The sequence below is a fragment of the Neobacillus sp. GCM10027624 genome (genome assembly GCF_042675345.1).
Taxonomy (GTDB): Bacteria; Bacillota; Bacilli; order Bacillales; family Cytobacillaceae; genus Neobacillus; species Neobacillus cucumis_D.
This window is the reverse complement of sequence record NZ_JBHTHD010000003.1, coordinates 286607-306860: the sequence shown is the minus strand read 5'-3', so window position 1 is coordinate 306860 and position 20254 is coordinate 286607. Positions and strand designations below refer to the sequence as shown.

General features: G+C 40.0%; 22 protein-coding genes. 1 reads left to right on the top strand and 21 read right to left on the bottom strand.

Features of this window, described 5'->3' with window-relative positions:
* Positions 1–8: 8 nt before the first annotated feature.
* From rnc to ACFQZ9_RS06435, 11 genes are all read right to left on the bottom strand, one after another.
* A complete protein-coding gene (gene rnc, locus ACFQZ9_RS06485; RefSeq protein ID WP_498942802.1) occupies positions 9–752 on the bottom strand; it encodes a ribonuclease III family protein in 744 nt (247 codons plus the stop codon).
* Between the two features lie 158 nt (positions 753–910).
* Positions 911–1144, bottom strand: a complete 234-nt coding sequence (locus ACFQZ9_RS06480) for an acyl carrier protein (protein ID WP_118922655.1) — start codon at positions 1142–1144, stop codon at positions 911–913.
* A 69-nt stretch (positions 1145–1213) separates the two neighbouring features.
* The gene (gene fabG / locus ACFQZ9_RS06475; protein WP_498942801.1) at positions 1214–1957 is read right to left on the bottom strand and encodes a 3-oxoacyl-[acyl-carrier-protein] reductase; all 744 of its coding nucleotides are present in this window, start codon (positions 1955–1957) and stop codon (positions 1214–1216) included.
* Positions 1954–2901: an ACP S-malonyltransferase gene (gene fabD / locus ACFQZ9_RS06470; RefSeq protein ID WP_498942800.1), complete on the bottom strand. Its 948-nt coding sequence runs from the start codon at positions 2899–2901 to the stop codon at positions 1954–1956. Before fabD ends, fabG begins: the two co-directional genes overlap by 4 nt.
* 14 nt (positions 2902–2915) lie before the next feature.
* Positions 2916–3920, bottom strand: a complete 1005-nt coding sequence (gene plsX, locus ACFQZ9_RS06465) for a phosphate acyltransferase PlsX (RefSeq protein ID WP_498942799.1) — start codon at positions 3918–3920, stop codon at positions 2916–2918.
* 14 nt (positions 3921–3934) lie between these two features.
* A complete protein-coding gene (fapR, locus tag ACFQZ9_RS06460; RefSeq protein ID WP_498942798.1) occupies positions 3935–4501 on the bottom strand; it encodes a transcription factor FapR in 567 nt (188 codons plus the stop codon).
* Positions 4502–4630: 129 nt separating this feature from the next.
* Entirely contained in the window at positions 4631–6679 is a 2049-nt protein-coding gene (gene recG, locus ACFQZ9_RS06455) for an ATP-dependent DNA helicase RecG (protein ID WP_498942797.1), read from the bottom strand.
* On the bottom strand, positions 6676–7560 hold the full coding sequence (gene sdaAA / locus ACFQZ9_RS06450; protein ID WP_498942796.1) for a serine dehydratase alpha family protein: 885 nt from the start codon (positions 7558–7560) through the stop codon (positions 6676–6678). Before sdaAA ends, recG begins: the two co-directional genes overlap by 4 nt.
* Positions 7561–7640: 80 nt before the next feature.
* The gene (sdaAB, locus tag ACFQZ9_RS06445; protein WP_133332470.1) at positions 7641–8303 is read right to left on the bottom strand and encodes an L-serine ammonia-lyase, iron-sulfur-dependent subunit beta; all 663 of its coding nucleotides are present in this window, start codon (positions 8301–8303) and stop codon (positions 7641–7643) included.
* A 126-nt stretch (positions 8304–8429) separates the two neighbouring features.
* On the bottom strand, positions 8430–10112 hold the full coding sequence (locus ACFQZ9_RS06440) for a DAK2 domain-containing protein (protein WP_498942795.1): 1683 nt from the start codon (positions 10110–10112) through the stop codon (positions 8430–8432).
* Positions 10113–10147: 35 nt separating this feature from the next.
* Complete coding sequence (locus tag ACFQZ9_RS06435; RefSeq protein WP_198311187.1) at positions 10148–10510, bottom strand: Asp23/Gls24 family envelope stress response protein; 363 nt, start codon at positions 10508–10510, stop codon at positions 10148–10150.
* A 289-nt stretch (positions 10511–10799) separates the two neighbouring features.
* Between ACFQZ9_RS06435 and rpmB the strand changes: the two genes are divergently transcribed.
* Positions 10800–10988, top strand: coding sequence for a 50S ribosomal protein L28 (rpmB, locus tag ACFQZ9_RS06430; RefSeq protein WP_007087786.1), 189 nt, complete (start codon positions 10800–10802; stop codon positions 10986–10988).
* 110 nt (positions 10989–11098) lie between these two features.
* On the opposite strand, the gene spoVM is transcribed toward rpmB, so the two are convergent.
* The 10 genes from spoVM to def form a co-directional block, all read right to left on the bottom strand.
* Positions 11099–11182 (bottom strand): stage V sporulation protein SpoVM, encoded by an 84-nt coding sequence (gene spoVM, locus ACFQZ9_RS06425; protein WP_035424179.1) that lies wholly within the window; start codon positions 11180–11182, stop codon positions 11099–11101.
* A gap of 83 nt (positions 11183–11265) precedes the next feature.
* On the bottom strand, positions 11266–11913 hold the full coding sequence (locus tag ACFQZ9_RS06420; protein ID WP_198311186.1) for a thiamine diphosphokinase: 648 nt from the start codon (positions 11911–11913) through the stop codon (positions 11266–11268).
* A gap of 56 nt (positions 11914–11969) precedes the next feature.
* Positions 11970–12614 (bottom strand): ribulose-phosphate 3-epimerase, encoded by a 645-nt coding sequence (rpe, locus tag ACFQZ9_RS06415; RefSeq protein ID WP_198311185.1) that lies wholly within the window; start codon positions 12612–12614, stop codon positions 11970–11972.
* Positions 12615–12616: 2 nt separating this feature from the next.
* Positions 12617–13498 (bottom strand): ribosome small subunit-dependent GTPase A, encoded by an 882-nt coding sequence (gene rsgA, locus ACFQZ9_RS06410; RefSeq protein WP_498942794.1) that lies wholly within the window; start codon positions 13496–13498, stop codon positions 12617–12619.
* Between the two features lie 76 nt (positions 13499–13574).
* Positions 13575–15548: a Stk1 family PASTA domain-containing Ser/Thr kinase gene (gene pknB, locus ACFQZ9_RS06405; protein WP_498942793.1), complete on the bottom strand. Its 1974-nt coding sequence runs from the start codon at positions 15546–15548 to the stop codon at positions 13575–13577.
* A gap of 6 nt (positions 15549–15554) precedes the next feature.
* Complete coding sequence (locus tag ACFQZ9_RS06400) at positions 15555–16304, bottom strand: protein phosphatase 2C domain-containing protein (protein WP_498942792.1); 750 nt, start codon at positions 16302–16304, stop codon at positions 15555–15557.
* A 6-nt stretch (positions 16305–16310) separates the two neighbouring features.
* Positions 16311–17402 (bottom strand): 23S rRNA (adenine(2503)-C(2))-methyltransferase RlmN, encoded by a 1092-nt coding sequence (rlmN, locus tag ACFQZ9_RS06395; RefSeq protein ID WP_498942791.1) that lies wholly within the window; start codon positions 17400–17402, stop codon positions 16311–16313.
* A gap of 3 nt (positions 17403–17405) precedes the next feature.
* Positions 17406–18755, bottom strand: a complete 1350-nt coding sequence (rsmB, locus tag ACFQZ9_RS06390; RefSeq protein WP_498942790.1) for a 16S rRNA (cytosine(967)-C(5))-methyltransferase RsmB — start codon at positions 18753–18755, stop codon at positions 17406–17408.
* 1 nt (position 18756) lies between these two features.
* Positions 18757–19701, bottom strand: a complete 945-nt coding sequence (gene fmt, locus ACFQZ9_RS06385; RefSeq protein WP_198311179.1) for a methionyl-tRNA formyltransferase — start codon at positions 19699–19701, stop codon at positions 18757–18759.
* Entirely contained in the window at positions 19698–20183 is a 486-nt protein-coding gene (gene def / locus ACFQZ9_RS06380) for a peptide deformylase (RefSeq protein WP_498942789.1), read from the bottom strand. Before def ends, fmt begins: the two co-directional genes overlap by 4 nt.
* Between the last annotated feature and the right edge of the window lie 71 nt (positions 20184–20254).

The following is a 20254-nucleotide window of genomic DNA, read 5'->3' as shown; positions in this document are numbered from 1 at the left end:
AAGATGTATTACATGGTTGTTTTCCCTTTTAAAATTTCAAGCGCCATCTGGGCTGCATGCTGTTCTGCTTCTTTTTTGGATTTACCGGTACCAGTCCCTAATTCTTCACCATTTAATGAGACCCTTGAAACAAATTCTTTGTTATGTGCAGGTCCGATTTCCTGGAGAACTCGATATTCAATCACGCCTGTCCCATCGCGTTGAATAAGTTCCTGAAGCTGGCTTTTAAAATCCATCACATGAGAAAAAGCACCCGCATTAACCTTAGGAAAAACCACTTTTTCAAGAAATTCAATCACTGTACCAATTCCTTTTTCTAAATAAAGCGCCCCAATGAAGGCTTCAAATACATCTGCAAGTAATGCAGGACGCTCTCTGCCTCCTGTCATTTCTTCTCCTTTTCCTAATAAAATATATTTTCCAAAGGAAAGTTCATTTGCGAAAGAAACAAGTGATGGCTCACAGACAATAGCGGCCCGGAGTTTTGTTAGTTCTCCTTCACTCATCATTGGATATTTTTTATAAAGGAATTGTGAAACAGTAAGTTCAAGTACGGCATCTCCTAAAAATTCAAGCCTTTCATTATCTTCATAAGGCTTCCTGCGATGCTCATTCACATAGGATGAATGGGTAAAAGCTTGTTTTAATAATTTCTCATTATCAAAATGAATTCCAATATTCTGTTGAAAATCTTTGAATTGATTTTCTTTTGCGCGACTGCTTGTTTCTTTTTCCTTGCCATTTTTGCGCATGAAAGTCTCCACCTTGCAATTAGTATTCACATACATTCACTAGTAATAGTTTAAAAAAGTTCTGTTAAAAACGCAAAGAAACTTGGCAGTACGTTTGAACTGCCAAGTTGAAGAAAAGCCCCGTTTGAAAACGGAGCCAACTTTTAGAAATCCAACGATTATTTTTTGCTATTTATGTAATTAACAGCATCACCAACTGTGCCGATTTTTTCAGCATCATCGTCAGAAATTTCCATATCAAACTCATCTTCCAATTCCATTACTAGTTCAACTACGTCAAGGGAATCAGCGCCAAGATCGTCCTTAAAAGAAGCTTCAAGCGTAACTTGAGACTCGTCTACACCTAAACGGTCCACGATGATCTTTGTTACTCGTTCTAATACCTCTGCCATGCTTGTTCACCTCCCCTCAAGCTATTATAGAGTATTTGTCCAAAATAATAAATGTTAAATTATAAAAAATTACATAACCATACCGCCGTCGATGTGAAGTGTCTGTCCTGTCATGTAGGAACTGTCATCAGAAGCAAGGAATGCTGTTACTTTTGCAATATCTTTAGGTTCTCCAAAACGGGCTAATGGAATCTGTTTGAGCATTTCCGTTTTGATATCCTCTGTTAATTTGTCTGTCATATCCGTTGTGATAAAACCCGGTGCGATCGCATTGACTGTAATATTTCGGGCAGCAAGTTCTTTCGCGGTTGTTTTCGTTAATCCAATCACTCCCGCTTTTGCCGCAACATAGTTAGCCTGTCCTGGATTACCGCTGACACCAACAATAGAAGCAATATTAATAATTCTTCCATAGCGTTGCTTCATCATTTGTCTTGTGACAGCCTTCGTACAAAGGAAAACCCCTTTTAAATTAATACTGATAACATCGTCCCACTCTTCTTCTTTCATTCTCATCAATAAGTTATCCTTTGTAATCCCTGCATTATTAACAAGAATATCCAGTCTTCCAAAGCGGTCAACTGTCTCTTTAACCATAGATGCTACTTCTTCAGAATTGGAAACATCACACTTTACCGTAAAAGCATCTCTTCCTAGCGCTTTAATTTCATCCACTACTTCATTCGCTTTTGCCTCACTACCGGCAAAATTCACAGCAACATTTGCTCCCTGCCGTGCTAACTCAAGAGCAATTTCACGACCGATCCCTCTTGATGCCCCTGTTACAAGTACTGCTTTTCCTGCTAAACTCATAATTGCCCCTCCTTTAATGCTTCAATTACATCCTTGCAGCTTGATGCGTCCGATACAGAATAAGTTTTAACGGAACGGTCAATTTTCTTAATTAATCCTGATAAAACTTTCCCAGGTCCAATTTCAATAAAGGTATCTACACCAAGGTCAATCATCTTCTGAACTGAATCTTCCCATAATACAGGTGAAAAGAGCTGTTCGATTAACTTTTCCTTGATTTCTTCAGCCTTCTCCATTGGTTCCGCTGAAACATTGGCGATGACAGGAATCTTCGCATCCTGCATATTCAATCCATCTAATACACCCTTTAATTCAGCAGCGGCCGGTTTCATTAGCGAAGAATGGAAAGGTCCGCTAACTTCAAGTGGAATTACGCGCTTAGCCCCTGCTTCCTTCGCCTTTTCACCTGCAAGCTCTACTCCTTTTCGCGAACCGGAAATAACAATTTGCCCCGGACAATTTAAATTAGCCAATGAAACCGGAAAGCCTGATTCACTCACTTCATTACATGCAGATGCAAGCTTTACACGGTCAAGACCTAAGATTGCTGCCATTGTGCCTTCTCCATTCGGAACGGCCACTTCCATGAACTCGCCTCTTTTTCTGACGGCATATACGCCTTCTTCAAAGGTTAAGGCACCGGAAGCAACTAATGCCGTGTACTCACCAAGGCTATGGCCGGCAAGAAAGTCTGCTTGAATCCCCGATTTTTCAAACAAGGATAACAATGCAATACTCGTTGTTAACAAGGCAGGCTGCGCATTCACGGTTAACGTCAGCTCCTCTTGGGGGCCTTCAAAGATAATTTTACTTAAAGAACTATTAAGTGTTTCATCTGCTTTTGTAAAATAGCTCATCATTTCAGAATTCTGTTCAGCAGCTTCTTTTCCCATACCAACTGTTTGGGAACCCTGCCCCGGAAAAACAAATGCAATTTTACCCATTTTCGCACTCCTTCTTACTGTTCTATTTTCGAAACATTTGTTTCTTCAACAGCATTTTTTATTAAACCAACGACATCGTTTCCTGCCATTTCTCTTGTTTGGCGAATGGCACTAAAGACGGCCTGTGCATTCGAGGAACCATGTGCTTTAATCACTGGTGCTTTTAAACCAAAAAGTGCAGCTCCTCCATATTCGGAGTAATCCAGCTTGCTTTTTAACGAATACAAATTTGGTTTTAGAACAGCAGCCGCCAGTTTGCTTGTTAAACTGCTCATTAAAGCTGTTTTTAACATTTTCATCATGGAAAGAGCCGTACCTTCGATTGTTTTTAATACCATGTTTCCTGTAAAGCCATCCGTAACGACCACATCGGCTGCGCCTTCAAGCAAATCCCGAGCTTCCACATTACCAATAAAATGGATGTTGGTCTTTTTTAATAGTTCAAAGGATGCTTTCGTTAATTCATTACCTTTTTTTTCCTCTGAACCAATATTTAACAATCCAACTCGTGGTTTTGCAATTCCTCTTACTTTTTCACTATAAATAGATCCCATGATGGCATATTGCACTAAATGTTCCGGCTTCGCATCTGCATTCGCTCCAACATCTAATAGTAAAAAACCTTCTCCACCGATAGTTGGTAAGGTGGGGGAGAGCGCCGGGCGGTCAATGCCGTCAATCCTGCCTACCACAAACAGTCCTGCCGCCATCAATGCACCCGTATTACCGGCGGAGATACATGCATCGGCATTGCCTTCTGATACCTGCTTTGCAGCTAAAACCATTGAGGCATCTTTCTTACGGCGGACTGCCCGTACCGGTTCATCCGTTCCAAGGATTACCTCAGTTGTATGAAGGATTGAAATTCTCTCATGCCCAGTTAAATATTCCTTAATTTTACTTTCGTCCCCAACAAGGGTAATATGTATATCAGAAAATTCTTGAACAGCCTTTATTGCACCAAGGACTATTTCTTTAGGGGCATGGTCGCCGCCCATTGCATCAATTGCAAGTTTCATTTTTGTCTCATCCCTTAATGATTTTTCGAACGGTACATTTCAAATTCTCCGGTAAAAACAAGCTCATTATTTACAAAACTATTGACTTCAACAAAGGTTCTCCCGAGTTCGTCATCAATTTTTAACACCTTAGCCTTTGCAATTACCCGTTCATTTTGCTTTACAGATCGTTTAAATTGAATATTTGCTTTCGCTGTTAAGGCTAGTTCATCATTGATGACAGCAACGGCCAAAGAATTTGCCTGCGCAAATAAATGATGGCCGCGGGCAATCTTATTTCGTTTAAAAACATGCTCTTCTTTGATATCCAAAATGGATATTGCACTATGATCTAAATCTATATCAATAATTTCACCAATGATTTCATCAAGTGGCAATGAACGGACCTCATTGGAAAATCGCTTTTCAGCTACATTTTTAATTCGTTCCCTAAGTTCCGGTATCGATAACTCTAATCGATCGAGACGAATGGTTTGAACACTGACTTGAAATTTTTCCGCAAGCTCTTCATCCGTCGTAAATGGATTTTCTTTTATGGTAGAGGTTAGCAATTGCTGCCGTTCTTTTTTATTTCTTCTCATGATTTTACACCGTCCGAGCTCTTATGACTAGGTACTAATAGTAGTATAAAAGTAGAAAAAGCAGATTGCAAGAAATACTTTCATACTTGCCATCTGCTTCCTAGTTATTATTCATTAAATTCGTTAGAATTAGTCTAGTTTTTCTCCTTCTAGAACACCTGACCACTCAAGCTCATTCCGTAAAAATATATATTCTGCGGAAGACCAAAACGCTTTTGATTGAATCATCAATGCTGCATCATTCCTGGCGGTTTCTAGTGCCCGATAGTCATGGACCATATCTGCTACTTTAAATTCTGGGATCCCGCTTTGTTTTTTTCCAAAGAAATCCCCTGGTCCACGCAGCTCTAAATCTTTTTCGCTAAGAACAAAGCCATCGTTTGTTTCAGTCATAATTTTCATTCTTTCCTGACCGACTTCGGATTTTGGGGCCGCTAGCAAGACACAATAGGATTGATCGCTGCCTCTTCCTACCCGCCCTCTGAGTTGATGTAGCTGTGACAGACCAAACCTTTCAGCATCGTAAATCACCATCATTGTCGCATTGGGAACATTTACGCCCACTTCAACGACGGTTGTAGAAACAAGTATCTGAACATCATTTGCACTGAAAGCCTTCATAACGGTATCCTTGTCATCCGAGCTTAAACGGCCATGCATTAGACCAACCTTATAACGGTTTTGAAAGTAATGGATAAGGGTTGTATGAACATCGATAGCATTTTGAACATCAAGCTTGTCCGATTCTTCGATTAACGGACAAATAACATAGGCTTGATGGCCTTTGCCCAGTTCTTTTTCCACAAATCCGAGGACTCGATCTAGCATTTCAGGTTTTGCCCAATACGTTTCAATCCTTTTCCTGCCTGCTGGCATTTCATCAATGATCGATACATCCATCTCACCAAAGACAGTTATAGCCAATGTACGGGGAATCGGAGTTGCAGTCATAAACAATACGTCGGGATTTTCACCTTTTTCCCTTAATATCCTTCGCTGTTCGACCCCAAAACGATGCTGCTCATCCGTAATCACAAAACCAAGTTTTTTAAAGGTTACCTCCTCCTGAATGAGCGCATGGGTACCAATCAGAATATCCACCTTTCCTTCAGCTAAGTCCTGTAGAACTTCACGTCTGCGTTTCCCTTTTACGGAACTAGTTAACAGCTCACAGCGAATTGCAAAAGGGTCTAATAAGCTATTAAGTGATTCGGCATGTTGTTCTGCTAATATTTCGGTTGGTACCATTAACGCTCCTTGAAAGCCTGCCGTTACGCTTGCATATAAACCAATTGCAGCAACGACTGTTTTTCCTGAACCGACATCCCCTTGTAACAAACGGTTCATGCGAAAGCCTGACTTCAAGTCTGCTAAAATTTCATTCACGACTCGTTTTTGAGCATTGGTTAACGGAAAAGGTAATGCATCAATAAAAGTTTTTAATTTTGGCTGCGAATAATTTTGAGATATTCCCGGTGATTGTTCTCTTTCAAATTTTCTTAAGGCCTGCATTTTAAGTTGGAACAAAAGAAATTCTTCATAAACAAAACGACGTCTTGCCTGCTTGACATCATCCGAGGTATTAGGAAAATGCATGGCCCGTAGTGCATCACGGCGGCCGAGCAGCCGATATTTATTTAAAAGTGATAGCGGTAAATTTTCTTCAATCTTATTTCCATATTGCTGATAGGCAAGGCTAATAAACTTCCGCATACCTTTTGTCGTCATTTTTCCTCTTAAAGCGTATACAGGTTCAAAATCATGCCCTTTTGCATTCGGGCCGACCTGCATTTCATTAGCCGTAATCGTTTGCCGGTGTGCATCCCATTTTCCTGTGACGGTAATGGTTTCATTGAGTACGAATTTATTTTTTAAATAGGGTTGGTTAAAAAAAACCACCTTAATCAGATATCGTTCCACAAAAAGCCGAATGGTAATCTTTGATTTCTTTCTCCCATAATAGGCAAGAGAAGGCTCACTATGAACCTTCCCTTCTACCGTAATTTTCTCGTCATGCTGAACCTCCGTTAAGTCACGGAGTCGATAGTCTTGGTAACGATAAGGAAAATACTCCAATAAATCATGAATCGTATAGATTTTCATTTCTGCCAAGGTTTCAGCCGTTTCCCCACCAATTCCTTTTAAAACAGTAACGGATTGGTTTAATTCTGGATTCACTGTTCTTCTAGCGGAATACCGAAAATCTTCGCTTCTAGTTTGCGACCTGTCGGTGTTGCCGCCAAACCTCCCTGAGCAGTTTCTTTTAATGCAGTCGGCATATTCTGACCGATTTTATACATCGCGTCGATGACTTCGTCACAAGGGATTCGGCTGGTAACCCCCGCTAAAGCCATATCGGCTGCGACCATAGCATTCGCAGCACCCATTGCGTTTCTTTTTACACAGGGTACCTCAACTAATCCAGCTACAGGATCGCAGACAAGGCCAAGCATATTTTTCAATGTAATGGCCATTGCCTGAGCACATTGATCTGGAGTTCCCCCGGCCATTTCAACAATGGCTGCCGCAGCCATTCCTGCGGCTGAACCTACCTCCGCTTGGCATCCCCCAGCGGCTCCGGAAATCGAAGCGTTATTTGCAACAACAAAACCAAAGGCACCGGCAGTAAATAGAAACGATACCATTTGTTCACGTGTTGGGTTCAATTTATTTTTCAAAGCAAATAATGTTCCTGGAACCACACCTGCTGACCCGGCAGTAGGCGTTGCACATATCGTCCCCATTGCAGCATTTACTTCATTGGTGGCAACCGCTTTGCTTACCGCATCTAGTACCGTTTCTCCTGTTAAAAAATTTCCTTTTTGAATATATGCTTGGAGAAGCACGGCATCCCCACCAGTTAACCCTGAGTGAGATTTTACTCCTTTGATTCCACGTTCTACCGCTTCCTCCATGACCCGCAAATTACGGTCCATAAAGGCAATGACCTCTTCTCTGGATCGGCCGGTAACAGTGATTTCCTGTTCGATCATAATTTCTGAGATTTTTTTATTTTGACTATTTGCAAGCTCTACTAGTTCAGCTACATTTCGAAACACAAGCCTTCCTCCTCTTTGATGTGTCCATTCCCGCTTTTTTCTATTGTCCAGCTAAGCGCCCAGGCGCTTAAGCTTTTCGTTTAATCTACAATTTTAGTTGCTTTCAGTATATTCGGAAGCTGTTCTAATTCGTTAATTAGCTTATCATCTATATTTTGGTCTACTTCAATCGTCATAAGGGCCAATTTCCCCACCTCTTTTCGAGAAACCTCCATATGTCCGATATTGATTTGATATTTGGCAAGTGTATTGGCAACGCTTGCAATCGTTCCAAATTTGTCATTATGAACCACTAAAATGGCTGGATGATTGCCAGATAGCTTTAGTTCGAAACCATTTAACTCGGTTATTTCAATTTTACCCCCGCCAATAGAGATACCCACAAGTTCAAGTTCCCCATTATGATCACCCAGAATGATTCGTGCTGTGTTTGGATGATCGGTTACCGCATCTTCCTCAATAAAGCGAAGCTTCATTCCTTTTTCTTTCGCAATATCAATTGCATGAATAATCCGAACATCATCCGTATCAAAATCTAATAATCCACCAACAATGGCAACATCTGTCCCATGCCCTTTATAGGTTTTCGCAAAAGAGCCATATAAGGAAATGTTCGCCCATTTCGGCTCTCTTCCAAACAAACTTCTTGCCACCCTGCCGATTCGCGCCGCTCCCGCCGTATGTGAACTTGATGGCCCTATCATAACAGGTCCAATAATGTCAAACACACTTCTATATTTCAAATGAGTTCTCTCCCTTATGTTTAATCTATCTATAGGTCAAAATTATTTTAGGAAAATTTTTAGAAGGACGAGCACCTTTTTTGCACATAAAAAGAAGGGGTCTCCCCCTTCTATTGTATCTGTTCCTTATTCAATTGAAAAGATAAAAGAATATAATGGCTGAGCACCGTTGTGAACCTCAATTTCCACGTCTGGATACTGTCCTTCCACATATTCCGCAAGCATTTTTACTTCCTCTTCGGTAACATCTTCACCGTAAAGAATCGTCAGGATTTCTGAATCATCATCGAGCATTTTGACAAGTAATTCTTCAGCCGCTTTAATTTTTCCCTTGTTTTTTACAATAATTTTCCCTTCGGCGATTCCCATGAAATCACCTTTTTCAATTTCCAAACCGTCAATTTGTGTATCACGGACGGCAAAGGTAATTTGTCCCGTTTTCACATGCTGCAATGCATCCTTCATTGCCGTATTATTCGCTTCCGCATCCGTGGAAGGATTAAAAGCTAATAATGCTGCTAATCCTTGAGGGACCGTTTTAGACGGAATCACATAGATATCTTCCTCTGCAACATCTGCAGCCTGCTGTGCAGCCATAATAATATTTTTATTGTTTGGTAAAATATAGACCTTTTTTGCATTTACTTCCTTAACAGCTTTCACAATATCCTCGGTACTCGGGTTCATTGTCTGGCCGCCCTCAATTACTGCATTTGCTCCGATACTCTTGAATAATTCTGCAATACCGGAACCCATTGAAACAGTAACAATTCCAAATTCTGCTTTTTCTTTTTGGATGTTTTGTTTATCAGAAACCAGTGGGGTATGTGTTTCACCTACAATATTGGAATGCTGCTGCCGCATGTTTTCAATCTTCATATTGATAAGGCTGCCATAACGCTGCCCATAATTTAAAACTTCTCCCGGCTTTTCTGAGTGGATATGCACTTTAACTAGTTCTTCATCCGCAATGACGAGTAAAGAATCTCCTAATTTGCTAAGATCATTCCGAAACACTTCTTCTTTAAAGGGGTGTTTCACTGCCTTATCACTTTCAAATTTCACCATGAATTCGGTACAGTAGCCAAATACGATATCTTCTGTATTGATATGACCTTGTACACTCTTATGATGTTCGGCACTCACCATCTCATCCATAGAAGGAAGAGCGGCAGGTGAATCCGGAAGCTTTTCTCCTTTTAATTCTGCTAAGAAACCTTCATAGACAAATACTAACCCTTGACCACCACTATCAACCACTCCGACTTCCTTCAATACAGGAAGTAAATCAGGTGTCCGTTTTAAAGAAGCTTTCGCCTCCTTTAAAACCTCCTCCATGATTGTGATTACATCATCAGTTTTTTGAGCGGCCTGTACTCCCTTTTTTGCGGAATCCTTTGCAACTGTTAGAATTGTCCCCTCAACTGGTTTCATAACTGCTTTATAAGCTGTTTCAACTCCGGATTCTAATGCCTGCGCAAAATCCTTGCCCGAAATGTAGGGTTTATTTTCAACCGCCTTGGCAAAACCGCGGAATAATTGAGAAAGAATAACTCCCGAGTTCCCGCGGGCACCCATTAGTAGTCCCTTTGAGAGGGCCACGCCTACCTTTCCAATATGTTCCTGAACATTATTTCTAACTTCCTTTGCCCCTGAGGTCATGGATAAGTTCATATTTGTACCGGTATCACCATCGGGCACGGGAAAAACGTTCAACGCATCAACCATTTTTGCATTTGCAGAAAGATGATTTGCTCCTTGTATCACCATTTCTGCAAAACGTTTTCCATCTAAAGCTGTTATTGACACAAACCTTCCTCCTTACAGAGGTTCGTAACACGAACTTATGGGTTCGTCACTCGAACTCCCTGAACGTAAATATTTACCGAGTCAACGGCAAGTCCAACAGTTTTATCGAGGGTGTATTTAACCTTTGATTGCACGTTGTGGGCAACCTCGGAAATTTTCGTTCCATAGCTGACAATTATATACATATCAATATGTACTTCCTCATTATCTTGGCGAACAATAACTCCACGTGTAAAATTCTCTTTTCTTAATATTTCCGTAAGACCGTCTTTAATTTGATGTTTTGAAGCCATACCGACGATTCCATAACAATCGATTGCTGCTCCTCCAGCGATGGTAGCGATTACTTCATTTGAAATATCAATTTGTCCGAACTTTGTTTTTAATTCAATGGACATGAATCGTTCCCCCTTTTGGAAATTGCTCCTTGACTACAGTCATTTTACTATAGTCGCTACAATAATAAAAGCCATTCCTCATATTATGAGCTTTTAATAACAATGGATGTCAAGGAATTTTTCTTGAAACCTTTTCTAACAAGTATTGCAATCGTACAGGTTGTATGATAAATTATTAAGGTATCTTTAGGCTAGAAAATATGGCACGTCCATTTTTCTATATCCAGATGGAAGCATCTGAAAATGTAAATGCTGTATAAAGCTTTTGGTGTTAAGGAGGGAAATCATTATGCCACGTAAATGTGTTGTAACTGGAAAGAAAACCACGACTGGTAACGCACGTTCTCACGCTATGAACGCAAACAAGCGTACATGGGGTGCTAACCTACAAAAAGTACGTATCCTTGTTGACGGAAAGCCTAAGCGTGTTTGGGTTTCTGCAAGAGCGTTAAGATCTGGTAAAGTAGAACGCGTTTAATAATGTTTTGATTGGGCATCCATATAGGATGCCCTTTCTTTTAAAAAATCTTCATCCCTTCTTAAAACAAAAAGCACCCGTAAACGGGCGCTTGAAACTTATAAATATCTCTATTCTTTTTTGTTAAAAGCCCCTATCATGGCTCGGACAAGTCCACCTAAAAATTTCGGCAGTTTAATGGTATAGAATTTCATATTGTCCCTCCTCAACGTCATCCACATCTCTTTTTTTCAAAAGCCCTTACCATATTATTCAATCGAATGAAATCAGTACCATCTTAATCATGACTTCTTATGACTATTAATATGCCTTCTGTAAATGAAAAAGTACCATATTCACTAATAAGTTCATTACTAATACATAGTGTGGATCCGAGGGAAATATGACGATTTTTTAATGGATATTTAAAGCCTTCAAGGGTAAGGTTTTCAACGTTTGGAGTAACAGGAATAAACGAAATGTATTTTTTATCGGATCTTTTTGCAATTTGAAAGCTCCCCGGCCCCTTCACCCAAACCTCATTGAGTCGATCAATTATGTAAACAGATGTCTGATTTTGCTGTAATAATGAGTGGAGTAATAATTGGACATTGGCAAATAAATGATCAAGTCTGCCCCCGGTTGCCCCAAATAGTCGGATTTTATCTGGGTTTTGTTTTAAAGCCCACTCCAAAGCCAGCTCCATATCCGTTTCATTTTTTTCCGGATGGAACCGATTTAGATGATTGACCTTACTTTCAATAAAAGCCAGTTCTTCGGGTGTAACCGAATCAAAATCGCCAAAAGCAATTTCAGGAGTAATGTTTCGTTTTAAAAGTTGATAAACTCCCCGATCCACTCCAACCCATACCACATCTGATTCTGAAAAAAGGGCTAATTCAGGGAGGTCCTCTTCAGGGCCTCCAGCCAGGATATTGATAATCATATAAACAACCTTCTTTCCAGAAGCAAAAAGCCAGCTCTCGCCGGCTTCTCTCCTTACTAACCTCTAATTGTCGATATTGCTCTTGCATAGTCATCTTCATTATAAACTGCTGACCCTGCAACAAGGACATTAGCTCCTGCTTCAATGCAAAGTTTAGCAGTTTCAGGATTTACTCCGCCATCAATTTCAATTTCAAGTTTCCGGCCCTTTTGCTCCGCGAGTTCTTTTACCTTTTTTATTTTAGGCAGAACTTCAGGAATAAATTTTTGCCCCCCAAAACCAGGGTTAACCGACATTAATAATACCATATCAACATCTGCAATAATATGCTGTATCGTCTCCACAGGAGTCGCTGGATTTAAAACAACCCCAGCTTTAATCCCTAAAGATTTGATATGATGGATGGTACGATGGAGATGACGGCATGCTTCAACATGCACGGTAATAATATCTGCCCCCGCCTTTACAAATGTTTCGATATATTGGTCGGGATTTTCAATCATTAAATGGACATCAAGCGGCAGTTTTGTAACAGGACGAATTGCTTCAACAATTAAAGGACCAATCGTGATATTTGGCACGAAATGTCCGTCCATGACATCAACATGAATATAATCCGCTCCAGCTTTTTCTACCGCCAAAATTTCTTCTCCCAATTTAGAAAAATCCGCTGAAAGGATTGAAGGTGCAATTTTTACCATGGTTAGTACCTCGGCTTTCTCTCTTTAATTTCCTTTAGAAAATCCAAATAATGTTCATAACGATAGGTTGGAATTTCTCCTAAATCTACCCCGGCTTTCACCCCGCACTTTGGTTCACTTACATGTAGGCAGCCGCGAAATTTACAATTTTCACTGGCCTTTGCTATTTCGGGAAAACAAAAAGTCAAATCCTCAGCCGCTATATTGGTAAACTCCAATGAACTGAAACCAGGAGTATCAGCTATCAGCCCATTGCCAATTTTAATTAACTCAACATGCCTTGTTGTGTGCTTCCCCCTGCCAAGATGCGTTGATATATCATTGGTTTTCAATTCGAGGTCTGGCCGCAGGACATTTAATAGGGATGATTTTCCAACACCTGATTGGCCGGCGAAAACAGATATTTTATTCTCAACATGCGGGTTTAGCCGTTCAATCCCCGTTTCTGTTTCCGATGAAGTAAGGATGACCTCATAGCCGGCCTTTCGATACTGCTCCGCATATTCCGAAATGGTTTGTAATTCTTCCTTTGTTGTAAGGTCCATTTTTGAAATACAAATAAGCGGCTGAATATGATTAAATTCAACCAAGACAAGAAAACGGTCTAATAAAACTGTGCTAAAGTCTGGTTCAACTGCTGAAAAAACAAGAATAGCCTGATCTACATTAGCAATGGGCGGACGAATTAACTCATTTTTCCTTTGCTTTACCTCAAGGATATATCCTTCTTGATCATTTTCGGCTTGAAAAATGACTTCATCACCAACCAGAGGGGTAATCTTATTTTTGCGAAAAACCCCTCTTCCGCGGCATTGAATTAGTTCTTCATTGTGAAGAACATAATAAAATCCACTTAATGCTTTGACAATTTTGCCTTCTGGCATAGCAACACTCCTTGCCTGTTCCTTACTTGTTCCATATTGATGATTTTATAATCAAGCCTCATTCATGCCGCTAGGCTTATTGTTCCTCTTCATCAGAGTATTTCCTATTTTCATCAATAATTACTTCGTTATCTCGGATTACCTTATACCCTGCTTTTTTGCCATAAGGAATTATTAGTTCAATCATTTTTTTGGTATCCTGAGTAATGGCAAAACTTTCAGCCGGTTCTGTCATACTATGATTCATATCTTCAATAAAGATTCGAACCTCCTGCGGTGTCCCCGGTGTTGCCGGTTCATAAGGGATGCTCAATTCAATTGAAACATTCTTAGGCGGTTTTTCCTCTTTCCCTTTAGAGATAACGACTGAAATTTGATCACCCTTTTTTAATTGTGCGCCCGGCGCAGGTGATTGGGAAATAACCATACCTTTCGGAATCTTATCATCATATTGTTCTTCTGAGGCATCAATGACAAATCCCGACTCATCCGCATAATCCTCTGCCGCTTTTTTTGTATATTGCGTCAAGTCTTTTAAAGTAATTCTCTCTGGTCCCTTACTTACCTCGAACTGCAAAGCGGTATCCTCAGGTACAATATTTTCTCCACTAACGGGATTTTGGCTGATAATGGTCCCAGGGTCGCTATCCGCGAACACTTCGGTTTTAATGATATCTTTAAAGTTTTTACTTTCTAATAATTGAACGACATCATTATATTGGCGCCCAGTATAATCTGACAGTTCGTATTTTTCTTTTCCTGAACTAATATAAATCGTAACTTTTTGATCTTCTTTAACCGTATTTCCTGCCTCCGGGTCTGTTTTTATAACATGCCCTTCCACTACTTTTTCATCAGTTATTTCTATTTTTTCGCCTGCTTGAAGACCTTCTAACTTCAGCTTTGAAACTGCATCATTAACATTCATTCCGCTAACATCCGGAATTTTTATATCTTTTGAAGATAATAGGCCTGGTAAAACTAAAAAAGAAAAAAGTCCGAGAAGTGCAAGTATAATAAAAGTAGAAATTAAAATAATCGGCCATTTTTTACGTTTCTTTTTGCCATTTCCATTTTTTACAGGTTCATTCGGTTGAATGATATTTTTATCGGTATTATGGACTAATGTTTCATCAAGATTTTGATAAGGTCGATCATTTGTGATGACTGGTATTGCCTTCGTTGCTTCTTCATCAATTGGGACAACAAACTTTCGCTCATCCATTCTTTCAGGGTTTAAGGCTGTTCTTAGATCCTCCTCCATTTCGTCAACACTGTTATAGCGGTGGAAAGGATCCTTTGCTGTTGCTTTTAAAACAATGTTTTCAACACTTTGCGGGATGTTTGGATTCCATCTGCGAACGGAGGGAGTTTCCGATTGAAGATGCTTCAAAGCAATTGAAACAGCCGACTCACCCGAAAATGGAAGTCTTCCAGTTAATAATTCAAACATCACAATACCCAGTGAATAAATATCTGATTTCCTATTCGCCATGCCGCCTCTAGCCTGTTCCGGTGATAAATAATGGACAGAACCTAAAACGGAGTTTGTTTGTGTAATACTGGTTGCACTTAACGCCATCGCAATCCCAAAATCTGTGATTTTTACATTCCCATTTCGATCAATTAAAATATTATGTGGTTTAATATCCCGGTGAATAATATGATTTTGATGGGCATGGGAGATTGCCGAGGTCAATTGTTTCATGATATCAATTGCCTCTTCCACATGAAGTGCTGACCGTCCCTGTATGTATTGCTTTAATGTTTGGCCATCTACATATTCCATGACTATATAATAAATGGAATCTTCTTCACCTACATCGTAAATACTAACGATATTGGGATGGACTAGACTGGTTGCGGATTGGGCTTCTCGATGAAATCGGCGAATAAATTCCTCATCATTGGCAAAATCAAGACGCAAGATTTTAACTGCAACATCGCGATCTAAAATCATGTCATGCGCTAAATAAACATTTGCCATTCCACCTCCGCCGATCATTTCAAGGATTTTATAGCGGCCGCTTATTCTTTTCCCAATAATCATTTATTTTCACCCTCTTTCATTCTCATCATCGAACGCTACTATGATTAGGGTGATATTATCTTCGCCGCCATTATCATTGGCTATTTTAATCAGTGTTTCCGCTTTCTCCTCTAGAATCTCTTCGTTTTGGAGAATTTGAACCATTTCCAGTTCTTTTACTTTATTCGACAGACCATCTGAGCATAAAAGAAGGAAATCGCCTTCCTCAAACATAATTGTTTTGAAATCAATTTTTATCTCCTGTTCTGTTCCTAAAGCCCTAAGGATTACGTTCTTTCTTGGGTGATGTTCCGCATCCTCTTTTGAAATCTGGCCAGAGCGGACCAATTCATTTACTAGTGTATGATCCTCTGTCAACTGTTGAAATCCGCTCTCATTTAAAATATACGACCTGCTGTCTCCGACGTGTGCAACGGATGTAAAACGATCTGTCGCAATAATTGCCTCGATGGTCGTTCCCATCCCCTCACACTCCGGATGACTTTTTGAATGCTCAAACAACAGCTTATTCACTTGATTGATATGCGTTTTAAGCCACTCTTCGGCCTGGTCCGCTGTTTGTAATCCTTCTGCTTGCTCCCATAAATCCTTTAAGTGTTGAACGGTCATTTCACTGGCAATATCACCAGCCAAGTGACCGCCCATCCCATCTGCTACAATCGCAAGAAAATGCCCATCCTTATTTTGGAAAACGCCGCCATTATCTTCATTATTTTGACGAACTTTTCCTTGATCCGTCTTAAAAACAGCTTTCACTTATCTTCACCTCGTCTCCTCTTTCCGCTCCTTTGCACGAAGTTGTCCACATGCTGCATCAATATCATGGCCGTGCTCTCGGCGAATTGTAACATTTATTCCACGATTTTTAAGCGTTTTTTCAAAGGCAAAAATTTGATTTTTTGGAGTACGGACATAATCACGTTCCGGAACATAGTTAACAGGGATAAGATTTACATGGCATTTGATCCCTTTTAACAATGCGGCAAGTTCCTCAGCATGTTCTACAGAATCATTGACACTGCCAAAAAGTCCGTATTCAAAGCTGATTCGTCTGCCCGTCTTATCGATATAATACCGTACCGCTTTCATTAAGTCATCAAGTTTATATGCTTTATTGATTGGCATTAATCTCGATCTTAATTCAGTATTTGGGGCATGCAGGGAAATAGCAAAATTAATCTGCATATCTTCATCAGCAAATTGATAAATTTTTGGAATAATGCCGCTAGTGGAAACGGTAATGTGACGTGCACCAATATTCAAAGCTTTATCATGATTAATGATTTTAAGGAAGGATAGCATGTTATCATAATTATCAAACGGTTCTCCAATCCCCATAATCACAACCGAACTTACTCTTTCATCTGTTTCATCAAGTGCCTGCTGCACATTGACAACCTGCGCAACGATTTCTCCTGCTTCTAGATGTCTTTTTAACCCGCCAAGCGTCGATGCACAAAAGGTGCAGCCGATTCGGCATCCTACCTGTGTGGTAACACAAACTGAGTTCCCGTAGTCATGCCGCATGAGCACTGTTTCGATGGAATAGCCATCATGCAATTCAAATAAAAATTTAATCGTGCCATCCGATGACGTTTGTTGAATAACGGTTTTTAATGTGGTGACTACAAAATGAAGTTCGAGTTTATCCCGCAGGTCTTTAGATAAATTACTCATCTCGTCAAAGGAGGTAATTCGTTTTTTATATAACCAATCAAAGATTTGCTCTGCCCGAAATGGTTTTTCTCCATTTTCTGACAACCATTCCTTTAATTCATGGAGCTGCAAAGAATAAATAGATGGTTTTTTGTTGTCCAATGTTGTTTGAGTCTCTGTTGTTTTTAGTTGTTCCAACTGTTACCCCTTCTTTCTTAAAACTGCAATATAAAAGCCATCCGATCCGAAATCCTGAGGGAAAATTTGTACATCGAAACCAGTAATCAAAGGTTGAATAGCTTCGGGCATACGGTCTTTAAAGGTCATATCTCCCGCAAAATCGGGATGATCCTGTAAAAACGTTTTTAATGTCTTCTCATTTTCCTCTTTATCAACGGTACAGGTACTATAGACAAGGATTCCACCCTTTTTCACTAAAGGTGAAACAGCATTTAATAATGTTTGTTGAATCTTACTTAAATGTAGGATATCTTCTTCTTTTTTCGTATATTTCATATCAGGTTTTCTTCTGATTACACCTAGACCTGAGCATGGTGCATCCAGTAAAACCCGATCAAATGATTCTGCAGGATATTCTTCTCCAACACCCCTTGAATCCATTACTATTGTTTTAATATTACCCAAACGTAAACGCTTAGCATTGTCTTGAATTAATTTCACCTTATGTTCATGCAAATCAATCGAATATATAACGCCTGTACTTTGCATTTTTTCAGCGATGTGTGTACTTTTCCCACCTGGGGCTGCACAGGCATCTAAAATTTTCTCATTTTCTTTAGCACCTAACGCATAGGCAGCAAGCATTGAGCTTTCATCTTGAATCGTAAGCTTCCCCGTCTTAAAGGCTTTTGATGAGGCTAAGTTTCCCTTCAATGAGTGAATCGCTTCCGGAATAATCGGACTCCTTTCAATTAGGAATCCTTCCTCATCAAGTTCCTCGATACATTCTCTAACGGTGGTTTTTGTCAGGTTAACTCTTGCAGTTTGTAATGGAGCCAAGATGTTCATTTCACACATTTCTCTTGTTTTTTCATAGCCAAATTGGTCCACCCATCTTGAAACAAGCCATTCAGGATGACTTGTCTCGATAGAAAGCCGCTCTATTGGATCATTAATCTCGTCGAGGGCTGGAAGTCCTTCGCGTTGGATGCTGCGAAGTACACCATTTACCAAACCGGCGATCCCTTTGTGGCCGCGCCTTTTAGCAATTTCAACAGCTTCATGAATCGCTGCCCGATCCGGAATTTTATCAAGATAAACCATTTGGTATAGCGTTAATCTTAAAAGATGCAGCACCCAGTTTTCTAATTTCTTACTATTTTTAATAAAGGGCTTTAAAAAGAAATCCAACGCCATTTTTCTTTGAAGCGTACCATAGGTTAATTCTGTTAATAGGCCTATATCTATAGAAGGTATTTGGTTTTTCTCAATTGTACTATTTAATAATAAGTTGCTGTAAGATTGATTTTTTTCTATTGCTGCCAGCAAGTCCATTGCAGCTTCACGCACATTTTTTCTTTTTGATGTCATATTACTCTCCAAGTCTCTCGCCAGTGGAAATTTTTGAGCCTGCACCTCGTAAAAAATCTTTACCCGTCATTTTTGTTTTACCTGAAGGCTGAAGTTCCGTTATTTTAATCGCGGTTTTATTTCCAGTGCTAACCACTAGTCCATCCGGTTCGGTTCCGACGATTATACCTGGTATCTCACTTTTCGTACTAGATACCTTTTCAGCTTCCCAAATCTTCAGAACCTGGCCATTCATCAATGTAAAGGCAACCGGCCAAGGATTTAAACCGCGGATATGATTATAGATTTCTTCCCCTGTTTTGCTCCAATCAATTTTTTCCTGCTCCCGTTTGATGTTGGAGGCAAAGCTCGCTGCAGCATCCTCTTGCGGAATCGGAGTAAGACTGCCTGCTAGCAACTTAGGAATGGTTTCTGATAACAGATCCGCACCTGCTTTACTTAATTTCTCGTGGAGTGTTCCTACATTGTCTTCATCCGTAATTGGGACTTCGACTTGTGTTAAAATATCTCCGGCATCAAGTTTTTCCACCATATACATAATCGTAATTCCCGTTTTCTTTTTTCCTTGAATAATCGCATAGTGAATTGGAGCACCGCCGCGAAGTTCCGGAAGCAGGGAAGCATGAACGTTAATGCATCCTAGTGGTGGAGCTTCTAAAAGTGTTTTTGGTAAAATTTGTCCAAATGCTGCTGTAACGATTAAATCCGGCTCAAGTGCCAGAATTTTTTCAAGTTCTTCTTTTTCTCGGATTTTTTCAGGCTGATAAACCGGAATTTCATGCTTTAAAGCCTCTACTTTCACAGGCGGAGGAGTTAACACTTTTTTTCTGCCAACCGGGCGATCCGGCTGAGTCACCACCCCAATAACTTCATAACCATCATCGATGATTCGGCGCAATACTGGTACGGAAAAATCAGGCGTACCCATAAAAACAATTTTGGTCATTCCGGTTCTACTCCTTTTAACTCTTCTTCCTCAAGATATCTTATTACCTTGGAAGTAAACAAAACTCCATCAAGGTGATCCATTTCATGCTGAATCGCCCGGGCAAGGAATCCTTCTGCTTCAAATGTATACTTTTTCCCTTTTCTGTTTAATGCTTCAATCTTTACATAATTAGCTCTTGTGACATCTCCAAAAAGGCCTGGAAAACTCAAACAGCCTTCAGGTCCTGTTTGTTCCCCGTCAGCCTCTAAAAGCCTTGGATTAATCATTTCAATCGTGCCATGTTCATCATCAATATCAACAATGGCAATTCGCACGTCAAGACCTATTTGCGGGGCCGCCAGCCCAACTCCATCATATTGAATCATTGTATCATACATATCATCTAGTAATTTTCCAAGCTTCCGGTCAAACTTTGTGACAGGTTTGCACGGCTGCTCTAAAATCTCCGCTGGGTAATTTACAATTTTACGTATTGTCAAATCTGTTCCTCCCTATATTTGGTTGTATATAGGATAAAAAATAAGAATATTATTACTACTTATTTTCACCA